21 protein-coding genes, 1 tRNA gene and 1 pseudogene are annotated in these 22,979 nt (G+C 67.3%); 16 read left to right on the forward strand and 7 right to left on the reverse strand.

The genetic code is table 11. The features are described from left to right. Window positions 1–27 precede the first annotated feature (27 nt). The 3 genes and pseudogenes from prpB to ABIB29_RS13755 all read right to left on the reverse strand — a co-directional run. Window positions 28–930 (reverse strand): methylisocitrate lyase, encoded by a 903-nt coding sequence (gene prpB / locus ABIB29_RS13745; protein ID WP_354173372.1) that lies wholly within the window; start codon window positions 928–930, stop codon window positions 28–30. After that, window positions 931–2,451: an MmgE/PrpD family protein gene (locus tag ABIB29_RS13750; protein ID WP_354173373.1), complete on the reverse strand. Its 1,521-nt coding sequence runs from the start codon at window positions 2,449–2,451 to the stop codon at window positions 931–933. It abuts the gene before it with no gap. Continuing rightward, a pseudogene (locus tag ABIB29_RS13755) lies at window positions 2,447–3,102 on the reverse strand (GntR family transcriptional regulator); the annotation flags it as partial. The pseudogene ABIB29_RS13755 and the gene ABIB29_RS13750, both read right to left, overlap by 5 nt. Before the next feature lie 175 nt (window positions 3,103–3,277). Between ABIB29_RS13755 and ABIB29_RS13760 the strand changes: the two are divergent. Further along, window positions 3,278–5,176: a propionyl-CoA synthetase gene (locus ABIB29_RS13760; protein WP_354173523.1), complete on the forward strand. Its 1,899-nt coding sequence runs from the start codon at window positions 3,278–3,280 to the stop codon at window positions 5,174–5,176. Between the two features lie 16 nt (window positions 5,177–5,192). On the opposite strand, the gene ABIB29_RS13765 is transcribed toward ABIB29_RS13760, so the two are convergent. Together ABIB29_RS13765 and ABIB29_RS13770 are read right to left on the reverse strand one after the other, a co-directional pair. After that, window positions 5,193–5,912, reverse strand: coding sequence for a response regulator (locus ABIB29_RS13765; RefSeq protein WP_354173375.1), 720 nt, complete (start codon window positions 5,910–5,912; stop codon window positions 5,193–5,195). Further along, window positions 5,909–7,609, reverse strand: a complete 1,701-nt coding sequence (locus ABIB29_RS13770; protein ID WP_354173376.1) for a sensor histidine kinase — start codon at window positions 7,607–7,609, stop codon at window positions 5,909–5,911. The genes ABIB29_RS13765 and ABIB29_RS13770 overlap by 4 nt, the downstream gene beginning before the upstream one ends. A gap of 138 nt (window positions 7,610–7,747) precedes the next feature. Between ABIB29_RS13770 and ABIB29_RS13775 the strand changes: the two genes are divergently transcribed. The 10 genes from ABIB29_RS13775 (at window position 7,748) to ABIB29_RS13820 (ending at window position 17,558) form a co-directional block, all read left to right on the forward strand. After that, a complete protein-coding gene (locus tag ABIB29_RS13775) occupies window positions 7,748–9,103 on the forward strand; it encodes a cation:dicarboxylate symporter family transporter (protein WP_354173377.1) in 1,356 nt (451 codons plus the stop codon). Window positions 9,104–9,355: 252 nt separating this feature from the next. Next, a complete protein-coding gene (locus ABIB29_RS13780) occupies window positions 9,356–10,255 on the forward strand; it encodes a ParA family protein (RefSeq protein ID WP_226762358.1) in 900 nt (299 codons plus the stop codon). Window positions 10,256–10,263: 8 nt separating this feature from the next. After that, entirely contained in the window at window positions 10,264–11,112 is an 849-nt protein-coding gene (locus ABIB29_RS13785; RefSeq protein ID WP_502915615.1) for a segregation and condensation protein A, read from the forward strand. A gap of 62 nt (window positions 11,113–11,174) precedes the next feature. Next, complete coding sequence (gene scpB / locus ABIB29_RS13790; protein ID WP_354173524.1) at window positions 11,175–11,783, forward strand: SMC-Scp complex subunit ScpB; 609 nt, start codon at window positions 11,175–11,177, stop codon at window positions 11,781–11,783. A gap of 111 nt (window positions 11,784–11,894) precedes the next feature. Continuing rightward, complete coding sequence (locus tag ABIB29_RS13795) at window positions 11,895–13,172, forward strand: pseudouridine synthase (protein WP_354173378.1); 1,278 nt, start codon at window positions 11,895–11,897, stop codon at window positions 13,170–13,172. A gap of 2 nt (window positions 13,173–13,174) precedes the next feature. Further along, complete coding sequence (locus tag ABIB29_RS13800) at window positions 13,175–14,284, forward strand: prephenate dehydrogenase (protein WP_354173379.1); 1,110 nt, start codon at window positions 13,175–13,177, stop codon at window positions 14,282–14,284. Then, window positions 14,284–15,012: a (d)CMP kinase gene (gene cmk / locus ABIB29_RS13805; protein WP_354173380.1), complete on the forward strand. Its 729-nt coding sequence runs from the start codon at window positions 14,284–14,286 to the stop codon at window positions 15,010–15,012. Before ABIB29_RS13800 ends, cmk begins: the two co-directional genes overlap by 1 nt. A gap of 73 nt (window positions 15,013–15,085) precedes the next feature. Next, the gene (locus tag ABIB29_RS13810) at window positions 15,086–15,766 is read left to right on the forward strand and encodes a lysophospholipid acyltransferase family protein (protein ID WP_354173525.1); all 681 of its coding nucleotides are present in this window, start codon (window positions 15,086–15,088) and stop codon (window positions 15,764–15,766) included. Beyond that, entirely contained in the window at window positions 15,763–17,313 is a 1,551-nt protein-coding gene (der, locus tag ABIB29_RS13815; RefSeq protein ID WP_354173381.1) for a ribosome biogenesis GTPase Der, read from the forward strand. The genes ABIB29_RS13810 and der overlap by 4 nt, the downstream gene beginning before the upstream one ends. Window positions 17,314–17,481: 168 nt before the next feature. Continuing rightward, a tRNA-Pro gene (locus ABIB29_RS13820) sits at window positions 17,482–17,558 on the forward strand. 72 nt (window positions 17,559–17,630) lie between these two features. On the opposite strand, the gene ABIB29_RS13825 is transcribed toward ABIB29_RS13820, so the two are convergent. After that, window positions 17,631–18,500, reverse strand: coding sequence for an Fpg/Nei family DNA glycosylase (locus ABIB29_RS13825; RefSeq protein ID WP_354173382.1), 870 nt, complete (start codon window positions 18,498–18,500; stop codon window positions 17,631–17,633). Between the two features lie 146 nt (window positions 18,501–18,646). Here ABIB29_RS13825 and gcvH point away from each other — a divergent pair, with 146 nt between their 5' ends. The 5 genes from gcvH (at window position 18,647) to ABIB29_RS13850 (ending at window position 21,764) form a co-directional block, all read left to right on the forward strand. Beyond that, window positions 18,647–19,033 (forward strand): glycine cleavage system protein GcvH, encoded by a 387-nt coding sequence (gene gcvH / locus ABIB29_RS13830; protein ID WP_354173383.1) that lies wholly within the window; start codon window positions 18,647–18,649, stop codon window positions 19,031–19,033. 151 nt (window positions 19,034–19,184) lie between these two features. Next, the gene (locus ABIB29_RS13835) at window positions 19,185–19,661 is read left to right on the forward strand and encodes an FHA domain-containing protein (protein WP_354173384.1); all 477 of its coding nucleotides are present in this window, start codon (window positions 19,185–19,187) and stop codon (window positions 19,659–19,661) included. A gap of 23 nt (window positions 19,662–19,684) precedes the next feature. Then, the gene (gene ftsR, locus ABIB29_RS13840) at window positions 19,685–20,401 is read left to right on the forward strand and encodes a transcriptional regulator FtsR (protein WP_354173385.1); all 717 of its coding nucleotides are present in this window, start codon (window positions 19,685–19,687) and stop codon (window positions 20,399–20,401) included. Beyond that, the gene (locus tag ABIB29_RS13845) at window positions 20,401–20,904 is read left to right on the forward strand and encodes a bifunctional nuclease family protein (RefSeq protein WP_354173386.1); all 504 of its coding nucleotides are present in this window, start codon (window positions 20,401–20,403) and stop codon (window positions 20,902–20,904) included. Before ftsR ends, ABIB29_RS13845 begins: the two co-directional genes overlap by 1 nt. Before the next feature lie 263 nt (window positions 20,905–21,167). Beyond that, on the forward strand, window positions 21,168–21,764 hold the full coding sequence (locus ABIB29_RS13850) for a MerR family transcriptional regulator (RefSeq protein WP_354173387.1): 597 nt from the start codon (window positions 21,168–21,170) through the stop codon (window positions 21,762–21,764). A gap of 125 nt (window positions 21,765–21,889) precedes the next feature. On the opposite strand, the gene ABIB29_RS13855 is transcribed toward ABIB29_RS13850, so the two are convergent. Beyond that, a complete protein-coding gene (locus ABIB29_RS13855; RefSeq protein ID WP_354173388.1) occupies window positions 21,890–22,741 on the reverse strand; it encodes a ParA family protein in 852 nt (283 codons plus the stop codon). Window positions 22,742–22,979 lie beyond the last annotated feature (238 nt).

Here is a 22,979-nt window from a genome sequence, read left to right on the forward strand (position 1 = left end):
GGCCGGAGCCGGAAGTCCGATACGGGGCTACTGACCCGGGATCTGGAAATTGAAAACCCCGGTATCGAAGCTGTTGTACGCCTCGTAGTCCACGAGGTCATACAAACGCGCCCGGGTCAGCATGTTCCCGACCTGGGCCTCCTGGGTACCGTCAGCCTTGATCGATTCCAGCGTACGCTCCGCAGCGCCCATGGCACTACGGAGCAGGGTCACCGGGTAGATGATCATGTTGACCCCGACGCCGGCGAGCTGTTCCACCGTGAACAGGGCGCTCTGGCCGAACTCGGTCATGTTGGCCAGGATCGGCACGTCGACGGCGTCACGGATCGCCTGGAACTCGCTCAGGTCCTTCATGGCCTCCGGGAAGATGGCGTCCGCCCCGGCCTCCACAAGCGCCCTGGCGCGGTCCTGCGTGGCCGCCAGGCCGTCCGTGGCACGGATGTCGGTCCGCGCCATGATCAGGAAGTTCGGGTCTCGCCGGGCATCGGCCGCCGCGCGGATGCGCTTGGTGGCCGTGTCCAGGTCCACGACGTTCTTGCCGTCGAGGTGGCCGCAGCGCTTCGGGTTGAACTGGTCCTCGATGTGCAGGCCGGCGAGGCCGGCGTTCTCGAGTTCCTGGACCGAGCGGGCCACGTTCATCGGCTCACCGAAGCCGGTGTCGGCGTCGACGATGCTGGGCAGGTCGGTCATCCGGGCAATCTGCCCGGCTCGGGTGGCCACCTCGGTGAGCGTGGTCAGCCCGATGTCCGGCAGGCCCAGGTCATTGGCCAGGACGGCGCCGGAGATGTAGACCCCGGCGAAGCCCTTTTCCTCGATCAGCCGGGCCGAGAGCGGGTTGAACGCGCCCGGGAACTGCTGGATCGTCCCGGACGCCAGGAGTTCACGGAAGCGGATCCGCTTCTGCTCCGGCGTGACCTTCGAGTACAGCATTTAGAAGAGTCCCTTCGGTGCGGCTGCCAGGTCGATCACGCCGGCGGCGGCCTTGATGTTGAGCTGGTCCAGCTCGCCGGCGGCCAGTTCGGGCAGGCGGGCGGCGGCGGCCAGGAAGCGTTCGATTTCCTCTTCGGCGACGAGGCCGGCGGCGAGGGTGCGGAACTTGTTGACGTACTGTTCCCGTGCGAACGGCCGGGCGCCCAGCGGGTGGGCGTCAGCGACGGCGATCTGGTCGGTGATGACCGTGCCGTCCTTGAGCGTGATGACAACCGTGCCGCCGAAGGCCTTCTCCGCGATGTCCAGGGAGTGGTAGCGGCGGGTCCATTCCGCGTCCTCGACGGTGGTGACCTTGTGCCACAGTTCCACGGTGTCCGGCCGCGCGGCGCGCTCCGGGGCGTAGGAATCGACGTGGTGCCAGGCGCCGTCCTGCAGGGCGACCGTGAAGATGTACGGGATGGAGTGGTCCAGGGTTTCGCGGCTGGCTGTGGGGCTGTACTTCTGCGGATCGTTGGCGCCGGAGCCGATCACGTAGTGCGTGTGGTGGCTGGTCTTGATCAGCACGGACTCCACGTTGGCCGGGTCCGTGACCTCCGGGTGCCCGCCGTGGAGCTTGCGCGCCAGGTCGATCCACGCCTGGGCCTGGTACTCGGCCGAGTGCTCCTTGGTGTAGGTGTCCATGATGGCGCGCTTGGTTTCGCCGGGGGTCGGCAGCGGCACGGTGTAGGAGGCGTCGGGGCCGTCCAGCATCCAGGCGATGACGCCGTCCTCGCCTTCGTAGATCGGCACGGGGGAGGTCTGGCCGCGCATGGCACGGTCCGCGGACTCGACGGCCATCTTGCCGGCGAACGCCGGGGCGTGCGCCTTCCAGGTGGAGATCTCGCCCTTGCGGGACTGCCGGGTGGCGGTGGTGGTGTGCAGGGCCTGGCCGATGGACTGGAAGATGGTCTCGACGTCGAGTCCCAGCAGGGTGCCGATGCCGGCGGCGGCGGAGGGGCCGAGGTGCGCGACGTGGTCGATCTTGTGCTTGTGCAGGCAGATGGCCTTGACCAGGTTGACCTGGATCTCGTAGCCGGTGGCGATGCCGCGGACCAGGTCCTGGCCGCTGGAGCCCACGTGTTGGGCGACGGCGAGGATCGGGGGGATGTTGTCGCCCGGGTGGGAGTAGTCCGCGGCGAGGAAGGTGTCGTGGTAGTCGAGCTCACGGACGGCGACGCCGTTGGCCCAGGCAGCCCATTCGGGGGCCACCCGCTCGTCGATGCCGAAGACCTTCGAGCCCTTGCCGCCGGTGGTGGGGCCGTGCGTCAGGGCCTGGGCCCGGGCCGCGACGATCGGCGCGCGGTTCAGCGAGGCAATCGCCACCGAGGCGTTGTCGATCACCCGGTTGATCACCATGTCGGTGACCTCATCGGAGACGGCGACGGGATCCGCGGCCACCTGCGCAATCTTGAAGGCGAGCTGGTCCTCGCGGGGCAGGTTTTCCTCGCTCTTGTAAACGCGGACGTGGTGTTCCTTGACCATGGTGCTCCTTTATTGAGGTGTATGCGTGGCTTTGACGTGGGAAAGGCTGCGGTGCAGATGGAGTGTGGTGGCGGCCTCCGCCAGCCGGGGGTTGCCGGCTGCGATCGCCTCGGCGATGGCGGCATGCTCGGCGGCAGCCGCGGTGAGCCGTTCGGCGTCGTCGGCCGCCAGCCGGCGGACGCGGACCAGATGGACGCGCAGGCTGCGCATCGCCTGGGCGAGGTAGGAGTTGTGGATCGCGGCGTCGATGGCGGCGTCCAGCCGTCCGACCAGCCCGTAGTAGTCGTGCCGGGCCGGATCCTCGCCGCTGATCAGTGCCGGGGCCTGGCACAGTTCGTTGCGGAGCCGTTCGAAGGTGGCGGCGTCGCCGCGTTCGGCGGCCAGCGCCGCGGCCTTGCCCTCGAGGGTTTCGCGCAGTTCGAAGAGTTCGTCGATATCCTCCAGCGAGATATCGGTGACGACGACGCCGCGGCCGCCCGCCGTCGTCGTCAGGCCCTCCGCGGTGAGCCGGCTCAGGGCCTCCCGCAGCGGGGTCCGGGAGATGCCGAGACGCTCGGACTGCTCCACTTCGGCGAGCACCGTCCCGGGCGCCAGACGCCACTCGATGATGTCGTCGCGCAGGGCCGCGTAGGCCTTGTCGCTTGCGCGCATCCTGACTCCTTCGTTGGCTGACGCTGTCCAGTGTATACACGGAAGTTCCATTTGCCCAGCATTTCCGGTGAAAAGGCGTGACGGCTGGCAGCTGTGTATACATAAGCCTTGTGTCAGGAGCCCGGAGGGGGCTACCATGAGCACCATCACATCGTCGTGGACGGGACTCATTTTCATGGTTACCAAGAACTACCGGGACAGCTACGAACGCAGCCTGGATACGCCCGAAGCATTCTGGCTGGAAGCCGCAGGGAAGATCTCGTGGACCACGCCCCCGCAACGTGCCCTCGACGCCGGCAGGGCACCGCTGTACGACTGGTTCCCCGACGGCGTGCTCAACACGTCCTACAACGCGCTGGACCGGCACGTGGAGGAGGGCAGGGGAGCGCAGGACGCGCTGGTCTATGACTCCGCCATGCTCGGCACACAGCAGCGCTACAGCTACGCGGAACTCACGGACCACGTCGCCCGGTTCGCCGGTGTCCTGCGCAGCCACGGCGTGGGCAAGGGGGACCGCGTCGTGATCTACATGCCGATGATCCCCGAGGCAGCCATTGCCATGCTCGCCACCGCCCGGCTCGGCGCCGTGCACTCCGTCGTCTTCGGCGGCTTCGCCCCCAAGGAACTTGCCGCCCGCATCCGCGACGCCGCCCCCGCCGCGGTGGTCACGGCCTCCGGCGGCATCGAACCCTCGCGCCGGATCGAGTACCTCCCCGCCGTCGAGGAAGCCCTTGGCCTGGCCGGGGCGCCGGACACCCCGGTCCTGGTGAAGGGCCGCGTTGGCTTCGCCTCCTCGGTGGCCGACCACTCCGGCTGGCTGGACTGGGACACGGAGATGGCCTCCGCCGCGCCCGCCGCGCCGGTTGACGTCAAGGCCACGGATCCGCTGTACATCCTCTACACCTCGGGAACCACCGGCGCCCCCAAGGGCGTCGTGCGGGACAACGGCGGCCACGCCGTGGCACTGAGCTGGACCCTGGAGAACATCTACGACATCGGACCCGGCGACGTGATGTGGACCGCGTCCGACGTCGGCTGGGTGGTAGGGCACTCCTACATCGTGTACGGTCCGCTGCTGGCCGGCGCCACGACCGTCCTCTACGAAGGCAAGCCCGTGGGCACGCCCGACGCCGGGGCGTTCTGGCGGGTCATCCAGGACCACCGGGTCAACGTGCTGTTCACCGCGCCCACCGCCCTGCGCGCCATCCGGAAGGCCGACCCCGAGGCCAAGCTGCTCGGCTCGTACGACATTTCCAGCCTGCGCACCCTGTTTGCCGCCGGTGAACGGCTGGACACCGACACTTTCCACTGGGCCTCCCGGATCCTCGGCGTCCCGGTGGTGGACCACTGGTGGCAGACAGAGACCGGCTGGGCCATCTGCGCTAACCCGCGCGGCCTCGACGGACTGCCGATCAAGGCAGGCTCGCCCAGTGTGCCGATGCCCGGATTCAAGCTGAACATCGTCGACGGATCGGGGATGGACGTCGAGGCGGGGACGGAGGGCAACATCGTCCTGGAACTTCCGCTGCCGCCGGGCACGCTGACGACGCTCTGGGGCAATGACGAACGCTACATCTCCTCCTACCTGCAGGCATTCGAGGGCTACTACGCCACCGGAGACTCCGGTTACCGGGACGAGGACGGCTACCTCTTTGTGATGGGCCGCACCGACGACATCATCAACGTCGCCGGCCACCGTCTCTCCACCGGCGCCATGGAACAGGTGATCGGCCAGCACCCGGCCGTCGCCGAATGCGCCGTGATCGGGCTCGCGGACCCGTTGAAGGGCCAGCGTCCCAGCGGCTACGTGGTGCTGAAGTCAGGGGTCGATGTGCCCGAGGAGATCCTGGTCAAGGACCTCATCGCGCTGGTCCGGCGCGACATCGGCGCCGTCGCCGACTTCAAGCACGTCACCGTGGTGGAAGCCCTGCCCAAGACCCGCTCCGGCAAGATCCTGCGCAAGACCATGCGCCAGATTGCCGACGGCGACGACTACGTGGTGCCCTCGACGATCGAGGACGCTGGCGTGATCGACCAGCTCATCGGAACGCTGCGGCCCGCCGCCACGCAGTGATCGGCCCCGGCCGTGGTTACGACGCCGGCCGGGTCCAGCGGTATTCGTTCTCCGGCCGGCCCGGGGCACCGTAGCGCGCCGTCCGGGTGACCGTGCCGGCGTCGGCGAGGTATTCCAGGTAGCGCCGGGCGGTCACCCGGGACATGCCCAGGGCGTCCATCACCTCACTGGCCGACACGGCCCCGGACTGCAGTTTCATGAAGTCCTGCACCGATTCCAGCGTGGACGCGGCCAGCCCTTTGGGCAGCGGCAGCTCCGAGGGCGCCCGCAGGCTCGCGAAGGCCTGGTCCACATCGCTCTGCGACGCCCCGGGACCGGCCTGCCCGGCGGCGGGGGAGGCCAGCTGGTCCCGGAAGAGCCGGTAGCTGGCCAGCTTGTCCGAGAAGGTGGCGAAGGTGAAGGGCTTGATCAGGTACTGGACCACCCCGGTGGCCACCGCGCTGCGGACGATGTTCAGTTCGCGGACGGCGGTGATGGCAATGATGTCCGCGAACAGCCCGGCCGCACGCATGCGCCGCGCGATGTCGAGGCCATGCAGGTCCGGCAGGTTCATGTCCAGCAGTACCAGTTCCACCGGCGTGCCGGCCGCCGCGAAATCCGTCATCAGCCGGAGCGCCGACTGTCCGTCCGGGGCCGTGCCCGCCAGCGTGAATCCCTCCAGCCGGCCCACATAGGCGGCGTGGGCTGCCGCTGCGATGGGCTCGTCCTCGACGACGAGAACACGGATGTCGCTCATTGCTGTCCCTTGCTGGTCAGTGATGCCGGCGGTGATGTCGTCGATAATGACGTTGGCGACGTTGGCAGCGTCACGCGGAACAGCGCCCCGGCGGGGCTGGTGATTGTCATGGTACCGCCGAGCCGCTGCACCGCCTGGCGGACCAGGGCCAGGCCGAGGCCCCGCCCGAACGGCCCCGGGGACTTGGTGCTGAAACCGTGCCGGAAGATGTCCTCGACGGTCTCCGGATCGATCCCGGGCCCGCTGTCCTCCACCGTGATCTCCAGGGCCCCGGCGGACGCTTCCACCGTGAGCTCCACGAGCCTCGGGGCCGGGGCCTCGGCCGCGGCGTCGATGGCGTTGTCCAGCAGATTGCCCAGGATCGCCACGAGGTCCTGCACCGCCAGCCCGGACACGCCGGCAGGTCCGCGCCCGGCCCCCGCGGTGTTCAGGGTCAACTCGACGCCCCGCTCGTGGGCCTCTGCGGCCTTGCCCATAATGAGGGCGCCGAGCACGGGCTCCTCGAGAGAGCTCACCACGTCATCGGTGAGCCGCTGGCTCAGTTCGAGGTCCTGGGTGGCGAAGTCCAGGGCTTCCGTGCCGCGCCCCAGCTCCATCAGGGAGACGATCGTGTGGAGCCGGTTGGCGTGCTCGTGGGTCTGGGCGCGAAGGGCATCGGAGAGCGTGCGCATGGTTTCCAGCTCGCTGCCCAGCGACTCGATCTCGGTGCGGTCGCGGATCGTGGCCACGGTCCCGTACACGGCCGCGCCGGTGCGCCCGCCGGCAGGACCGGGACCGACAGCCGGCCCCTGGTTCACCACGAGGATCCGCGAACCGGTCAGGTGGATCTCGTCAAGGGCGGTCCGGCCTGATTCGAACAGCTCGCTGAGGCTGGGGGCCAGCGGGAGCTCCGCCAGCGCCGGCGCCTCGGGCCGCCTGCCGTCGGCAGCTGTGCCTGTGCCGTCGGACGCACGGGGCGTGAGTCCCAGCAGTTCGGCGGCCTGGTCGTTGTACATCACCACCTTGCCCTTGGGATCGATCAGGATGACCCCTTCGCGGACCGAGTGCAGGACCGATTCGTAGTAGGCGAAGAGCTGGGCCAGCTGTTCCGGTCCCCAGCCGCGGGTGACCTGCCGCAGGTACCGCCCCAGCAGCCAGGAGGCCACGGATCCGCCGGCCAGCAGGGCCAGCCCGATCGCCACGAGCGCCGGCAGCCTGCCGGAGATGGCGATGTCCACGGTGCGGACCGTCACGCCGGCCGCCACCAGCGCCCGCACCGTGCCGTCCGCGTCCTTGACCGGGGCGATGGTGCGCACGGAGGGGCCGAGGGTGCCGGCCATGATCTCGGTGAAAACCTGGCCGTTCAGCGCATCATCGATCGAGCCGATATACGGCCTGCCGAGTTCCGCGTCCCGGGGGTGGGTCCAGCGGGTGCGGTCCGGTGCCATGATCGTGATGAAATCCGCCTCCGCGTCCTCCATCACGTTCAGGGCATACGGCTGCAGCAGTGCGGTGGGATCCGCGGCGTCCGCCGCCTCCAGGACGAGGGGGTTGTCCGCCACAGCGGTCGCGACGGCGGCCATCCGCCGGCCGGCCTCGTCGTAGGCCTGGTCGCGCGCGTCAACGAACGTGGCGGTCCCGACGATCGCGGTCAAGGTCAGCATGAACAGCAGATGGGCCACAAACAGCCGTCTGGCGATGCTCCAGCGGTGGATCATCCATACCTTCCATGACCAATATGAACGCAACGGTGATGCGCGTCACTGCATCCCCAATGATGGTGGAACACGCAGAACGGACGTGATGGGCCCACAGCCTGTGCCGCACCGACGTCCAGCCTATCCAAGGAGAACACCATGGCCTCTCAAAGAGGAGAGTCAGCGGCATCGGCCGCGGCGCCGGTCAAGAAGCGCAAGGGAATCGACAAGTCCCATTATCTCTACATCGCGGTCATCGCGGCCGTCATCCTCGGCGCCCTGGTGGGGCTGATGTTCCCCGAGTTCGCCAAATCCCTCAAGCCGCTGGGTGACGGGTTCATCAAGCTCATCAAGATGATGATCGGCCCGGTCATCTTCTGCACCATCGTGCTGGGCATCGGTTCCATCGCCAAGGCGGCCACGGTCGGCAAGGTCGGCGGACTCGCCCTGGGTTACTTCATGGTGATGTCCACCTTCGCGCTGGCCATCGGCCTCGTCGTCGGAAACCTGATTCACCCGGGCGAGGGCCTCAAGCTCGCCCCCTATGACCCGAGCAAGAAGGCCGCCACGGACAGCACGGTCGAGTTCCTGCTGGGCATCATCCCGGGCGACATTCCGGTCCTGCCGACCCTGCTCGCCGCGCTGCTGGTCGGCTTCGCCCTCCAGCAGATGGGCCCCCAGGGCGCCCCGATCCTCAAGACCATCGGCTACGCCCAGGCCCTCGTCTTCCGCGTCCTGGTCATGATCATGTGGCTGGCCCCGATCGGAGCCTTCGGCGCGATCGCCGCGGTCGTCGGTGCCACCGGCATGCAGGCCATCCTCAGCATGGCCACCCTGATGGTCGCCTTCTACATCACCTGCGCCCTGTTCATCGTGGTGATCCTCGGCGGCCTGCTCAAGATCGTCGCCGGCCTGAATATCTTCCGGCTCATGAAGTACCTCGGCCGCGAATACCTGCTGATCTTCTCCACCTCCTCCTCCGAAGCCGCCCTGCCCCGCCTGATCGCGAAGATGGAACACCTCGGCGTGTCCAAGCCCGTCGTCGGCGTCACGGTCCCCACCGGTTACTCCTTCAACCTCGACGGCACCGCCATCTACCTGACCATGGCTTCCCTGTTCGTCGCCAACGCCATGGGCACCCCGCTGGACCTCGGCGCCCAGGTCTCGCTGCTGATCTTCATGATCATCGCCTCCAAGGGCGCTGCCGGTGTCACCGGCGCCGGCCTGGCCACCCTGGCTGCCGGGCTCCAGGCCCACAAGCCGGAACTGCTCGGCGGCGTCGGCATGATCGTCGGCATCGACCGCTTCATGTCCGAGGCCCGCGCCCTGACCAACTTCACCGGCAACGCCGTTGCCACCGTCCTGATCGGCACGTGGGTCAAGGAGATCGACGGCGGACAGGTCGAGCGGGTCCTCTCCGGAAGCGAACCTTTCGACGAGCAGACCATGATCGCCGGACACGGCGCACCCGAGGAAGCGCCGGCACCGGCACAGCCCGTTCTGGCCAACGCCTGAGCCGTTCCAGCACCCCTCACGAACCACCATTGACCGCCCGGACGCGTGCAAGCGTCCGGGCGGTTTTTCGTGCCGCGACCGGAACCTTCGACTTCTACCAGAAGGTTGAGGCTCAACGAATGGCCCCTGTCAAGGTCCGCGGAATACCGTGTCGGGCGCTGTAACCTTGGGAGGAAGAAGATCGGCTCTGGAAGTCCAGCCGCAGCAATATCAAGCAAGACAATCACCGTCATCGAAAGTGTGGATAGATACGTGAGCAGCGAACAGGGTTCAGCAACTCTGGAAGGCACCGAACTCGATCTGGAAGACGCCGTCATGGGCCCCACCGGGCGCCCTCAACGCGACTTTCCGGAGCCGGCACCGCTGTCATCCCACGGCCCCGCGCGGGTCATCGCCATGGTCAACCAGAAGGGCGGAGTGGGGAAAACCACCTCCACCATCAACCTTGCCGCCGCGCTGGCAGAATTCGGCCGCCGCGTGCTCGTTGTGGACTTCGACCCGCAGGGCGCCCTCTCCGCAGGCCTCGGCATCAACCCCCACGAACTGGACCTCACGGTCTACAACGTCCTGATGGACCGCAAGGTCGACATCCGCGACGCCATCCACAAGACCGGCGTGGAAAACCTGGACCTGCTCCCGGCCAACATCGACCTCTCCGCCGCGGAGGTCCAGCTCGTGAACGAAGTTGCCCGCGAACAGGTGCTGGACCGGGCCCTGAAGAAGGTCGAGGATGACTACGACGTCGTCCTGATCGACTGCCAGCCCTCCCTCGGCCTGCTCACCGTCAACGCCCTGACGGCCTCACACGGCGTCATCATTCCGCTGATCTGCGAGTTCTTCGCGTTGCGCGCCGTCGCGCTGCTGGTGGAGACCATCGACAAGGTCCAGGACCGGCTGAATCCGCGGCTCCAGGTCGACGGCGTCCTCGCCACCATGTACGACGCCCGCACCCTGCACAGCCGCGAGGTGATCTCCCGCCTGGTGGAGGCCTTCGGCGACAAAGTCTTCGAAACCGTCATCAAACGGTCCATCAAGTTCGCGGACGCCACCGTGGCTGCCGAACCCATCACCAGCTATGCCGGCAACCACATCGGCGCCGACGCCTACCGCAACCTGGCCAAAGAGCTGATCTCGCGCGGCGGCGCGCCCTAGTCAGGGCCGTGGCAGGGACAGACGCTCCGGCGGCGGAGCTCCCGCCCGCCGGGAGGAAACCCGGTTTCGAGGTCCGGCTGGCCAACTTCACCGGCCCCTTCGATCTCCTCCTGGGCCTGATCTCCAAGCACCAGCTGGACATCACCGACGTGGCGCTGTCGACCGTCACCGATGAGTTCATCAAGTACATCAAGCGCCTGCAGAACCTCGGCGAGGAGTGGGCCCTGGATGAGGCCAGCGAATTCCTCGTCATCGCCGCGACGTTGCTGGACCTCAAGGCGGCGCGGCTGCTGCCTGCCGGCGAGGTCGAGGACGAGGAAGACATTGCGCTGCTGGAAGCCCGCGACCTGTTGTTCGCCCGGCTCCTGCAGTACAAGGCGTTCAAGCACGTGGCGGGCATGATGGGGTCCACCCTCGAGCTTGAGGACCGCCGCTATCCGCGGCAGGTGGCGCTCGAAGGGCACTTCGCGGCGCTGCTTCCGGAACTGCTCTGGAAGCACACCCCGCAGCAATTCGCCGCCCTGGCCGGAAAGGCACTCACAGCCAAGGACGCCGCGCCCACGGAGGTCGGCCTGGCCCACCTCCACGGCACTTCCGTCAGCGTCAAGGAGCAGGCCGAGCTGCTGGGCCTCCGGCTGCGGCAGGGCGCGCCGCTCACCTTCCGGGCGCTGATCGCCGACGCCGAATCCACCCTGGTGGTGGTGGCTCGCTTCCTTGCGCTGCTGGAGCTGTTCCGGGACAAGGCGGTGGCCTTCGAGCAGCTGTTGCCGCTGGGGGACCTGACCGTCCGCTGGACCGCCGACGGCGAGGCCTGGAGCAGCGACAACCTGAGCGAAGAATATGAGGAGCAGCCGTGAACGAGACCCCATCCGGGCAGGCAGTAAACGGCGCAGTAGACGCCGGTCCCGACGTCGCCAGCCTGCCCGGCGGCGCCCGCGCCGCCCTTGAAGCCGTCCTTATGGTGATCGACCAGCCGGCGACGGCGGCCGAGCTCGCCTCCGGGCTGAACCTGACCGTCGACGTCGTCGGGGAACTGCTCACGGAACTGCAGCGGGAGTATAACGGCTATACTGTTAATGCCCCGGATGTGCACGATGCCAGTTTCAACGGCTTCAGTGCCACCCCCCGGGGCTTTGAATTGCGGAATATCGCCGGAGGCTGGCGGATCTATTCACGCGCTGAATTCGCCGATATCGTCGGTGGATTCGTGCTTGAGGGTCAGACAGCCAGGCTGACGCAGGCGGCGCTCGAAACGCTCGCCGTCATCGCTTACCGCCAGCCCGTATCAAGGGCGCGGGTGTCGGCAATTCGAGGAGTTAATGTTGACTCTGTCGTGCGGACGCTGACCCAGCGGGGGCTGATCGAGGACTCGGGAACGGATCCTGAATCCGGGGCCATCCTCTACCGCACGACGTCGTATTTCCTGGAGCGGATGGGAATCGGCTCGGTGGCGGAATTGCCGCAACTTTCACCCCATCTTCCGGGGCTGGAAGGCATCGAAGAGTTCTACGACGCAGCAAGAATGTAGGCAGGAACAACTGCCTGCGCACGAGTATCCACCAGGGCAGAAGCTATTTGCCCCGGCCGGCGGGTGTTGTCGGGAGACAGCGGCCGTTGGTCAACAAACGAAGGACGGGTCATGACACAGGCGGGACGCCAGGGTTCACCACGTAACAGTTCGGGACGCAACAGTGCCGGACAAAACCCAGCGCAAGGCTCAGGCCGCGGCGCACAGGGCGGCTCGGGACGCAGCGGCGGAGCCGACTACAAGGGCGGCTCGGGCCGCGGCGCCCAGGGCGGCGGAAGCCGCAGCGGCGGAGCAGGCTTCAAGGGCGGCGGAGACCGCCCCTTCAAGCACCCCAAGCCCCGCGAAGAGGCATTCATCGATCCGGACCTGCAGGGTCCCGATGGCACGCCGCCGGCAGGCCGCCCGGCGTCCGGTGACTGGAAGTCCAAGGCGCCCTCCGGCAAGGAAGCGGCCCGCAAGGCCGCCGCCCGCAAGCCCGGCTTCGGCAAGGCCCCCGGCACCCCCGGTGCCCTCAAGCCCAAGCCGCGGACCGGCGCCCCGAAAGCCGCCGGCCCCCGCGCCTTCGGCAGCGAACGCTTCGGCCAGAACCTCGGGCCCGTGCGCAAGCCGGCCCGCAAGCGCGGCCCCCGCGCCGAGGTGCCCCAGTCCGACCTCCACGACCAGGACGGCATCCGCCTCCAGAAGGTCATGGCGTCGGCCGGCGTCGCCTCACGGCGTGTCTGCGAAGAAATGATCGCCGAGGGCCGGGTTGAGGTCGACGGCCAGGTCGTCACCGAGCTCGGCGTCCGCGTCGACCCGAAGACCGCCGTGATCCACGTCGACGGTCTCCGCATCCAGCTCGACGAGGACATGGTCTACATGGTGTTCAACAAGCCCAAGGGCGTTGTCTCCACGATGGAAGACCCGGACGGCCGCCCCTGCATCAGCGACTTCGTCCGCAACAGCCACGGCGAACGGCTGTTCCACGTCGGACGCCTCGACGTTGCCACCGAGGGCCTGCTGCTGCTGACGAACGACGGCGAACTCGCCAACCGCCTGACGCACCCCTCCTACGAAGTCCCCAAGACGTACCTGGTGCAGGTCCGCGGGCCCTTCCCGCAGGGCATCGGCGCCGAGCTCAAGGCCGGCGTCGAACTCGAGGACGGCATCGCATCGGTTGACTCCTTCAAGCTGGTCGACTCCACCCCGGGCCACGTGCTGATCGAGGTCGTGCTGCACTCGGGCAAGAACCGGATCGTCCGTCGTCTGTTCGACGCCGTCGGTTTCCCGGTGCTGCGCCTGGTCCGCGTGAAGGTCGGACCCATCGGCCTGGGCGACCAGCGCCAGGGCAGCATCCGCAACCTCGGCAAGCAGGAAGTCGGCCACCTGCTGGCATCCGTAGGGCTGTAGGCATGTCCGCCTTTCGCACCCACGGCCGCGGCCACCTCAACGGTCCGGTGGTGGTCGTGGGGACCGGGCTCCTGGGCACCAGCATTGGGCTGGGGCTGCGGGGCCGCGGAGTGGCAGTCTTCCTCTCCGACCCTTCGCCGACCAACCAGGCCGTCGCCGTCGATATCGGCGCCGGCCTGCCTTTGGCGCGCCTTGACGGCGAGCAGCCGGAACTCGTGGTGGTCGCAGCACCGCCCGATGTCACGGCGGACGTGGTGGAACGCGCCCTCAAGGACTACCCTGCGGCCACCGTGGTGGACATCGCCAGCGTGAAGGCGGCTATCCAGGCCGAGCTCCGCGCCCGGGGCGCTGACCTCGGCCGCTACGTGGGCACCCACCCGATGGCCGGCCGTGAAAAGTCGGGCCCCGTCGCTGCCCGCGGCGAGCTCTTCACCTCGATGCCGTGGGTCCTGTGTCCCTCGGAGGAGACACTGCCCGAGTCCCTGCAGGCCGCGCGTGCGCTGGCCGGGGACCTCGGTGCCGTCGTGTCCGAATTCGGGGCCGAAGAGCACGATGAGGCCGTGGCGCTTGTCTCGCACGTGCCGCAGGTTGTGTCCTCGCTCGTGGCCAGCCGGCTGCAGGGCACGCCGCTGCACGCGCTGTCCCTCGCCGGCAACGGCCTGCGGGACGTCACCCGGATCGCGGCGAGTGATCCGACCCTGTGGGTGCAGATCCTCGGTGCGAACGCGGACAAGGTCGTGGGGATCCTGCACGGCGTCCGCGAGGACCTCAACCGGCTCATCGGGACGCTGGAGAACCCTACGGCTCCCGGTGCCCGGCTCGATCTTGCCCAGCTGATCAGCGAGGGCAACGCCGGCCAGGCCCGCATCCCGGGCAAGCATGGCGGACCACCGCAGGCCTACTCGTGGCTGACGGTCCTGGTGGATGACACGCCAGGACAGATCGCCCGGCTGCTGACCGAGATCGGCGAGATCGGCGTCAACCTCGAGGACCTCCGGCTGGACCACTCCTCGGGCCAGAACGTGGGCATGGTGGAAATCTCCGTGCTGCCGAACAAGCATGAACTGTTAATCGAAGCCCTCAATGACCGTGGATGGCGGGTACTCCAGTAATGACCCAGGAACTTATCGAAACCGTGGACGTCCTCCGCCCCGGAAAGAGCCTCGTCGTCGCCATCGACGGGCCGTCCGGATCGGGCAAGTCCAGCGTCAGCAAAGAGGTGGCACGCCGGCTCAAACTGGCCTACCTCGACACCGGCGCCATGTACCGTGCCCTGACCTGGTTCTGCCTGGACAGCGGCACGGACCTGGACGACGGGGCGGCCGTCGAGGCTGCCTCCAAGAGCTTTCCGCTGGAAATCAGCACGAGCCCGCTGGAGGAATACGTGATGGTCGGCGGCACCGACGTCACCCTCGCGATCCGCGAGCCGTCGATCTCCTCCGCTGTCAGCGCCGTCGCCACCACCCTTGGTGCCCGCACCGAACTCATCCGCCGGCAGCGCGAGCTGATCGAAAAGCACCACCGCCGCATGGTGGTCGAAGGCCGCGACATCACCACCGTCGTCGCGCCCCACGCCGAGGTGCGGATGCTCCTCACCGCGAGCGAAGCGGCGCGCCTGCGCCGCCGGGGCATCCAGCTTGGCGGCAGCCAGAACGCCGAACAGCTCGCAGCGCAGGTCACCCAGCGCGACGCAAAGGACTCAACCGTGGTGAACTTCACCCGGGCCGCCGACGGCGTGGTGACGCTGGACTCCTCGGAGCTCGACTTCGCCGAGACCGTCGACGCCGCCCTCAGCATCGTGAACGGCATCGTCAACCATCAGGCGCTCAACCGTGACTGACGCCGGGCAGCAGCCGGCTGTTCCGTCCCCGGCCACGCTGCCGGCCCGCTGGACCACCATCTGGAGCCGGCCCGTGGGCTGGACCCTGAACCATGTCCTCTACCGGACGTCGGTGACCGGCCGGTCGAACGTGCCTGCGACGGGTCCGGTGATCTTCGCCGGCAACCACATCAGTTTCCTGGACGGACCGGTGATGTTCGGGGCCTCCCCGCGCGCCATGCACATCCTGGTCAAGAAGGAGATGTTCAGCGGCTTCCTCGGCCGCGTGCTGCGGGCCTCGGGACAGCTGGCGGTGGACCGCTCGGGCGACCGGGCCGCCCTCATCGCGGCCAAGGGCGTGCTCGACGCCGGACGGTGTGTCGGCATCCTTCCCGAAGGCACCCGGGGGAGCGGGGAAGCCTCCGCCATCAACAAGGGCGTGGCCTGGCTCGCGCTGAACTCCGGCGCGACCGTGGTGCCCGTGGCCATCCTCGGGACCCGGGTGGGCGGCGAACACCTCGACGCCGTTCCCGGGCTGGGCCGCAGGCTGCACGTCAGCTTCGGCGGAGCCCTCAATGTCAGCCGCAGGCCCGGCGAGACCGGGCGTGTTTCAATGGACAGGGCCGGAACCGAGATCCGCGCCGCGCTGGCCCGCCATGTCCAGGACTCGATCCAAAGAACAGGGCAGCCCTTGCCCGACGCGGATTCCCCGCAAGAACGTCATGAAGCAGTAGCCGGGACGCCGGCAGATCACCCCATAAGGAAAGTGCAATGAGCGATACGACTCAAACCTCCGGCCAATTTGGCGCCGGCGAAGACGAATACACGCCCACCGGCACGGACCAGGTGGCTGAGCATCTCGCCGCCCTGGACGATGAGGAAGCCGAGGTCCGTGCGGCCTCCCTCCGGGCCGGCCTGGACGACTACGATCTGGACGAAGACGACGCCGCCCTCCTGAGCGGCGAGTACGACGATGAGGATTTCGACGGCCCGGTCAAGCTTGATCCGGTCCTGGCCATCATCGGCCGGCCCAACGTGGGCAAATCCACCCTGGTAAACCGTATCCTCGGCCGCCGCGAAGCCGTGGTCGAAGACACCCCCGGCGTTACGCGCGACCGTGTGATGTACTCGGCCACCTGGAACGGCCGGAACTTCACCGTCGTCGACACCGGCGGCTGGGAGCACGATGCCCGCGGCATCCACGCCCGCGTCGCCGAACAGGCCGAGATGGCCGTGGAACTCGCCGACGCCGTGCTGTTCGTCGTCGACTCCGCCGTTGGCGCGACCGCCACTGACGAAGCCGTGGTGAAAATGCTCCGCAAGTCCAAAAAGCCGGTCATCATGGTGGCCAACAAGGTGGACGACTTCGCACAGGAAGCCGACTCGGCCACGCTCTGGGGCCTCGGCTTCGGCGAGCCCTACCCGGTCTCGGCACTGCACGGCCGCGGCGTCGCCGACCTGCTGGACCACGTCATGGACACTCTTCCCGAGTTCTCCACGATCGAAGGCCTGGAGCGCTCCGGCGGTCCGCGCCGCATCGCCCTGATCGGGCGTCCGAACGTGGGCAAGTCCTCGCTGCTGAACAAGCTGGCCGGTTCCGAGCGTGTTGTCGTGGACAACACCGCCGGCACTACGCGTGACCCGGTGGACGAGTTCATCGAACTCGGCGGCCGCACCTGGCGTTTCGTGGATACCGCCGGCATCCGCCGCCGCCAGCACATGGCCCAGGGCGCCGATTTCTACGCCTCACTGCGCACGCAGAGCGCGCTCGAAAAGGCGGAGGTCGCCGTCGTGCTCCTCGCGGTGGATGAAGTGCTCAGCGAGCAGGATGTCCGCATCCTGCAGCTGGCCATCGAATCCGGCCGTGCCCTGGTTCTCGCGTTCAACAAGTGGGACCTGCTGGACGACGAACGGCGCATCTACCTCGAGCGTGAAATCGAGCAGGACCTGGCCCACGTGGCCTGGGCGCCGCGCGTCAACATCTCGGCGCTGACCGGGTGGCACAAGGACCGGCTGGTCCCGGCCCTCGACACGGCCCTGGAAAGCTGGGACAAGCGCATTCCGACCGGCCGGCTCAACGCCTTCCTCGGCGAGCTGGTCGCGGCACACCCGCACCCGGTCCGTGGCGGCAAGCAGCCCCGCATCCTCTTCGGCACCCAGGCCTCGAGCCGTCCGCCGAAGTTCGTGCTCTTCACCACGGGCTTCCTGGACCCGGGCTACCGCCGCTTCATCACCCGGCGGCTCCGCGAAACCTTCGGGTTCGAGGGCACGCCGATCGAGGTCAACATGCGTGTGCGGGAAAAGCGCGGCAAGAAGCGTTAATTCCGCGCGCGCCCGCCGAGGGAAGAAAGTTCCCGTGGCATGCGGAAAGTGTCACGGGCACCCTCCGGAATCGTGTAAGCTTTTGGAGGTGGTTCGGCCGGACTGCTCAGATGAAATCCTTTGGATAAACAAGAGGATGGCATCGGGAGCGGAGAACGGCGGAACTAACGGGCTGTAGCGCAGCTTGGTAGCGCACTTGACTGGGGGTCAAGGGGTCGCAGGTTCAAATCCTGTCAGCCCGACCAGCAGAAAGTACCCCGCCATTCCCGATCAGGGAATGGCGGGGTTTTCTGTTTTCCGGGTGCGGTGCCGGCTCCCTACTTCAGGAAGCGCGACGTCCGGCGGTCGGCCAGGATCTTTCCCTGCGTCTGGCAGCCGGGGCAGTACTGCAGGGCCGTGTCCGCAAAGGACACCTCGCGGACCGTCTCGCCGCACACCGGGCACGCTTCGCCGGCCCGCCCGTGGACCCTCATGTGGCTCCGCTTGGTGTCCTTGAGCTCGCCGGGCGGTTTGCCGCCGGCCTCCCGCAGCGCTGTCCCGAGAACGCTGTGGATGGCGTCGTAGAGCCGCTGGACCGCATCCCGGTCCAGGGACCTGGCAATGGCGAAGGGTGAGATCCGGGCTGCATGCAGGATCTCGTCGCTATAGGCGTTTCCGATCCCGGCAATCACGCTCTGGCTGCGCAGCACACCCTTGATTTGCTGCGAACTGGAGCCAAGGATCCCGGCCAGGGCATCGACGTCGAACCTTGCATTGAACGGATCCGGTCCCAGCGCGGCAATTCCTGGGACGTCGGAGGGATCCCGGACCACGTACACCGCCAGGCTCTTCTTCGTGCCGGCCTCGGTCAGATCGAGATCCACGGGGCCGGAGTCACGGGAAAACGACAGCCGCGCCGCAAGGTGCCCCTTTCCCAGTTTCAAGGAGGTACCCGTCGGGGCGTCGGTGAAGCGGACCCAGCCGGCCCGGGCCAGGTGGAAGACAAAATGCAGCCCGTCCGCTTCCAGACTGACGAATTTGCCGAAGCGGCGCACCCCGGTCACCGTCCTGCCCTCCAGCTCGGAGATGGGCGGATCCGCTGTCTTGAGCACGGCGAAGGACACGATCTGGATCTTCGTGACAGCAGCGCCGAGCAGATGCGCGGCCAGGAAGTCCGTCAGGGCAGCCACTTCCGGAAGCTCGGGCATTGCCTAGCCGTTACCGGGGATTTCCGTCATCGCCCCATCATGTCAGAGTCCTCCCCGGGCCCGCCCGGATATGCCTATACTTTCAGCGGCGGACAGTTCACTTGGCCGCCGTCGATATTGGTGATTGACCCGATGAAAGGCCCGTCATGAGCATCATTCCCGAAGAGCTGTCCTACACCGCAGAACACGAGTGGGTTTCCGCCCCGAACGCCGACGGTGTCGTGCGCGTGGGCATCACTGATTTTGCCCAGGACGCCCTTGGGGACGTCGTCTATGCCCAGATGCCGGAGGTCGGCACGACGATCAAGGCAAACGACGTGGTCGGCGAGGTCGAGTCCACCAAGAGCGTCAGCGACATCTACGCCCCGGTTTCCGGGGAAGTGGTGTCCCGTAACGACGCCCTGGACACGGATTCCGCCCTGATCAATTCCGATCCCTATGGCGAGGGCTGGCTGATGGAAATCAGGCTTGCGGAGGCCGACGCGATCGAGTCGCTCCTCAGTGCGTCGGAGTACGAACAACAGGTAGGCTAAAGCTAGAGCCCATTCGGGCCGGGTCGTTGTGACAAACGTTGGGAAACCAGCCAGACAGCGTCCCGCCGAAGGGTTGAATCCCGGATTTGCCAGGCACTTCCGGACGGCTCGTTGTTTGCAGGGGGGACACCTGCAGCGAATGGAGGAATCAATGTTTGGGCACGAACGCAACAACACCGGTGACGGTTTTGGCACGGGTGGAGTGAAGTCTTCGGAGACCACGTCGATCAACCTCACGCCGGTCCGCGATGAACCCACCATCACCCCGAAGCTTTCGGGTGAGGAGCGGTCCGCCGTGGAGGCGCTGCCCTACGGCTCCGCCCTGCTGGTCGCGCACAGCGGCCCGAACGTGGGCGCACGTTTCCTGCTGGATTCGGACACCACGACGGCGGGCCGGCACCCGGATGCCGACATTTTCCTCGACGACGTCACGGTCTCGCGCCGGCACGTCGAGTTCCGCCGCACGGCGCGCAGCTTCGAAGTGGTGGACACCGGGAGCCTGAACGGCACGTACGTGAACCACGACCGCGTCGACAGCGTCGAGCTGAAGTCCGGCAACGAAGTGCAGATCGGGAAGTTCCGCCTCACCTTCTACCTGAGCCCTGCCCGCGCAGCAGGCAACGTCTGATTCCGGGGTAGCTGCCTGTGGCCATGGCACAAGCGGAACGGCGCGGACCCCAGGTTCTGAACATCGGGGAAGTCCTGGCTCAGCTGAGCGATGACTTCCCGAATATGACTGCGTCGAAAATCCGGTTCCTTGAGGAAAAAGGACTGATCAACCCCCAGCGGACCCCTGCCGGGTACCGGCAGTACGCCGAGAGCGACGTCGAGCGGCTGCGTTTTGTGCTCGCGCTGCAGCGGGACCAGTACCTGCCGTTGAAGGTCATCAAGGACTACCTCGACGCGATCGACCGCGGCGAACGCCCGGACAACCTGCCGCCCGGCGTTACCGTCTCGCCGCGGATTGTCTCCGAGGAACTGGCCTCCGAACTCCAGAACCGGGTCCGCCGGCTCAGCGAGGAACAGCTCCGGGCCGAGTCCGGCGCCAGCGTGCCGCTGCTTGAATCGCTGCTCAGCTACGGCCTGATCGGCCACGTCAACGGCAAATTCGATGAGCACGCCCTCCAGGTGGCACGCGCCTGCGTCCAGCTGGAGAGCCACGGCCTGGAACCACGGCACCTGCGGCCGTTCCAGGCCGCCGCCGAGCGCGAGTTCGGGCTGGTGGAGCGTGCGGTGGCCACCCTGACCTCCCGCAAGGATGCCGCTTCCCAGGCCCGTGCCGCCGAAGCTGCACGGGAGATCAGCGAGCTGTGCCTGACGCTGCACCGGGCACTGGTCCAGGACCGCATCTCGAGGATGGACATCTGATGATTGAGGTGGAAATTGTAGGCGTGCGGATAGAGCTTCCGTCGAACCAGCCGCTCGTCCTGCTCAAGGAGATGCACGGGGAGCGGCACGTGCCGATCTGGATCGGCACCCCCGAGGCCAGTGCCATCGCCCTGGCCCAGCAAGGGGTGGTGCCGCCGCGTCCCATGACCCACGACCTGCTGATCGATGTCGTCGAATCCCTCGGCCACACGATCGTCAGCGTCAACATCGTGGCAGTGGAGGACAACATCTTCTACGGGCAGCTCCAGTTCGAGAACGGGACCACAGTCAGTTCCCGGGCCTCCGACGCCCTCGCGCTGGCTCTGCGCGCCAAGTGCCGGATCTGGTGCGCCGACGCCGTAATGGACGAGGCCGGGGTTCGGATCACCGAACACGACGAGGGCGAAGACACCCACCCGGGTCCCGCCGTCGACGAAGAAGGGGAGCTGCGCCGTTTCCGCGAGTTCCTTGACGACGTGGAACCTGAAGATTTCGCCGGCTGACATCACATTAAGGTTAAAGTCGAGGATGAAAGTTTCGACACGCCCCGGCAATACCCCGAACGTCTTTGACCTTGGGCCCCGGCAGGCCTAACGTCAGAAGTACAAGTTCCCATTGCACGCAACAGCCGCTCAGGTCACACTGGAAGGTGCAGCCCCGGCGGAATTACACGGATGAATTTTATCCACCCGTGGTTTCATTTCGCCAGGGATAACCGGTTGTTACTGCATATTTTCGCAGGGGAGCCATGACAAGGAGGATCCACGTGAGTCCGAAAGGCGAAGCAGGCGAGCTCAACCAGCCCTCGACGGCCGGTGTGGCCGTGCCGGCTAGCGGTGCCCAGGGCCTGCTGTTCACCGAGGATCTCCCTGTTCTGGACGAGGATGCGGGATACCGCGGCCCGACGGCCTGCAAGGCGGCAGGCATCACCTACCGCCAGCTGGACTACTGGGCACGCACCGGGCTGGTGGAGCCCGCCGTCCGGGGAGCCGCAGGTTCCGGTTCCCAACGTCTTTACGGTTTCCGCGACATCCTGGTCCTCAAGGTCGTCAAGCGACTCCTGGATACCGGTGTTTCCCTGCAGCAGATCCGTTCCGCCGTCGAGCACCTTCGGGAGCGCGGCGTCGAGGATCTCGCCCAGATCACCCTTATGAGCGACGGCGCGAGCGTGTACGAGTGCACCTCGGCGGACGAAGTCATCGATCTCGTCCAGGGCGGACAGGGTGTCTTCGGCATCGCCGTCGGCCGTGTCTGGCGCGAAGTTGAGGGCAGCCTCGCCGCCCTGCCCAGCGAACACGCCAGCGTCCAGTCGTTCCCGGACGACGAACTCAGCAAGCGCCGGGCCACCCGCAAGATCGGCTAGGCTCCTGCCCCACCAACACCAAACAGCAACGCGGGGTCAGTCAGCGCCCATCCGACATGCCGTGATGGGCGCTGACTGACCCCGCGTTGCTGTTGTTTTGGGGTTCCCGGGGTGGCGGGACGGGCTCAGCGGTGGATGCGGTCCCGGACCCGGGCAGCGGTGGGACGGCCGTCCGTTGCCAGCAGGTTGGCCAGCAGGGCGTCAAAGAGGGCGGCAGCGTTCTTAGCCGAATCCCCGGGCCAGTGGTGGATGGAGTGCGCGGCGCCCTGGATCTGCTGCCAGTTGGCCTGCTCCGGGATGTGCGGTGACAGCAGCAGCCCACCAAACATGGACTCCATTTCGGCGAGCCGGAAGGTGTGCTCGGCGGATCCGCTGCGCACCCGGTTCGCGACAATCCCCGCCGGGGTGAGGTTGGGGGCGAATTCCTGCCGGAACAGCTGGATGGCCCGCATGGTGCGTTCCGTGCCCGCCACCGAGAAGAGGCCGGGTTCGGCGACGAGGGCGACCTTGTCACTGGCGGTCCAGGCCATCCTGGTGAGCCCGTTCAGGGAGGGCGGGCAATCCACAAGGACCAGCCCGTACTTCTCCGCACCGGCCAGCACTGCGGAGAGCCGGCGCAGGTCGCGGCGGCCCAGGTCGGGGCGGTCGTAAATGCCGGTGTAGGCGGAGCCGACGGCCACATCCAGAATGGCGGGCGCCGAACCTGCGGGAGCCCCGCCGTTGGCGCCAGCTCGTTCCACCCATCCGCTGGGGACCACATTTTCGGCCAGGCGGGCCCGCCGGGGAGCCTTGAGCATCCGGCCAATGTCCTGCTGGTCTCCCGGCCGGACGCCAAGGGCCGTGCTCGCATCCGCGTGCGGATCAAGGTCGACGACGAGGGTGGGGATGCCGGCGGCCAATGCCGCGGACGCCAATCCGGTGGTCACCGATGTCTTGCCGACACCGCCTTTGAGGCTGCTGATGCTGACTACTTGCACTTGAAAAACCAATACCTAACGCCGGTTGCCGGGACGGGGTCCTGCCGGCTCCTGCGTTCTCCGGAGCCGGGGCGAGCATGCGCCACCCACCTCCTCATCATATGTTGCCGCCCCGCCTTAACCTGCCTCATCTGGTGCCGGGGCGGCAGATCATGGATAAGCTTCAACCGGGGCCCACGCCCGCCCTTGCCGGATGTACTTGCCTAATCCGGTGTACGTGACGCGCGTCGCTGTGACG

The sequence above is a fragment of the Arthrobacter sp. UYEF36 genome, from assembly GCF_040547025.1.
In the GTDB taxonomy this organism is placed as follows: domain Bacteria; phylum Actinomycetota; class Actinomycetes; order Actinomycetales; family Micrococcaceae; genus Arthrobacter.

Coding starts and splice junctions, on each gene's coding strand:
- ABIB29_RS13760 (WP_354173523.1), top strand. CDS start 3,278: ATGGTTACCAAGAACTACCGGGACAGCTACGAACGCAGCCTGGATACG.
- ABIB29_RS13770 (WP_354173376.1), bottom strand. CDS start 7,609: ATGATCCACCGCTGGAGCATCGCCAGACGGCTGTTTGTGGCCCATCTG.
- ABIB29_RS13835 (WP_354173384.1), top strand. CDS start 19,185: ATGTTTGGGCACGAACGCAACAACACCGGTGACGGTTTTGGCACGGGT.
- cmk (WP_354173380.1), top strand. CDS start 14,284: ATGACCCAGGAACTTATCGAAACCGTGGACGTCCTCCGCCCCGGAAAG.
- prpB (WP_354173372.1), bottom strand. CDS start 930: ATGCTGTACTCGAAGGTCACGCCGGAGCAGAAGCGGATCCGCTTCCGT.
- ABIB29_RS13795 (WP_354173378.1), top strand. CDS start 11,895: ATGACACAGGCGGGACGCCAGGGTTCACCACGTAACAGTTCGGGACGC.
- gcvH (WP_354173383.1), top strand. CDS start 18,647: ATGAGCATCATTCCCGAAGAGCTGTCCTACACCGCAGAACACGAGTGG.
- ABIB29_RS13800 (WP_354173379.1), top strand. CDS start 13,175: ATGTCCGCCTTTCGCACCCACGGCCGCGGCCACCTCAACGGTCCGGTG.
- ABIB29_RS13825 (WP_354173382.1), bottom strand. CDS start 18,500: ATGCCCGAGCTTCCGGAAGTGGCTGCCCTGACGGACTTCCTGGCCGCG.
- ABIB29_RS13845 (WP_354173386.1), top strand. CDS start 20,401: ATGATTGAGGTGGAAATTGTAGGCGTGCGGATAGAGCTTCCGTCGAAC.
- ABIB29_RS13765 (WP_354173375.1), bottom strand. CDS start 5,912: ATGAGCGACATCCGTGTTCTCGTCGTCGAGGACGAGCCCATCGCAGCG.
- ABIB29_RS13775 (WP_354173377.1), top strand. CDS start 7,748: ATGGCCTCTCAAAGAGGAGAGTCAGCGGCATCGGCCGCGGCGCCGGTC.
- der (WP_354173381.1), top strand. CDS start 15,763: ATGAGCGATACGACTCAAACCTCCGGCCAATTTGGCGCCGGCGAAGAC.
- ABIB29_RS13750 (WP_354173373.1), bottom strand. CDS start 2,451: ATGGTCAAGGAACACCACGTCCGCGTTTACAAGAGCGAGGAAAACCTG.
- ftsR (WP_354173385.1), top strand. CDS start 19,685: ATGGCACAAGCGGAACGGCGCGGACCCCAGGTTCTGAACATCGGGGAA.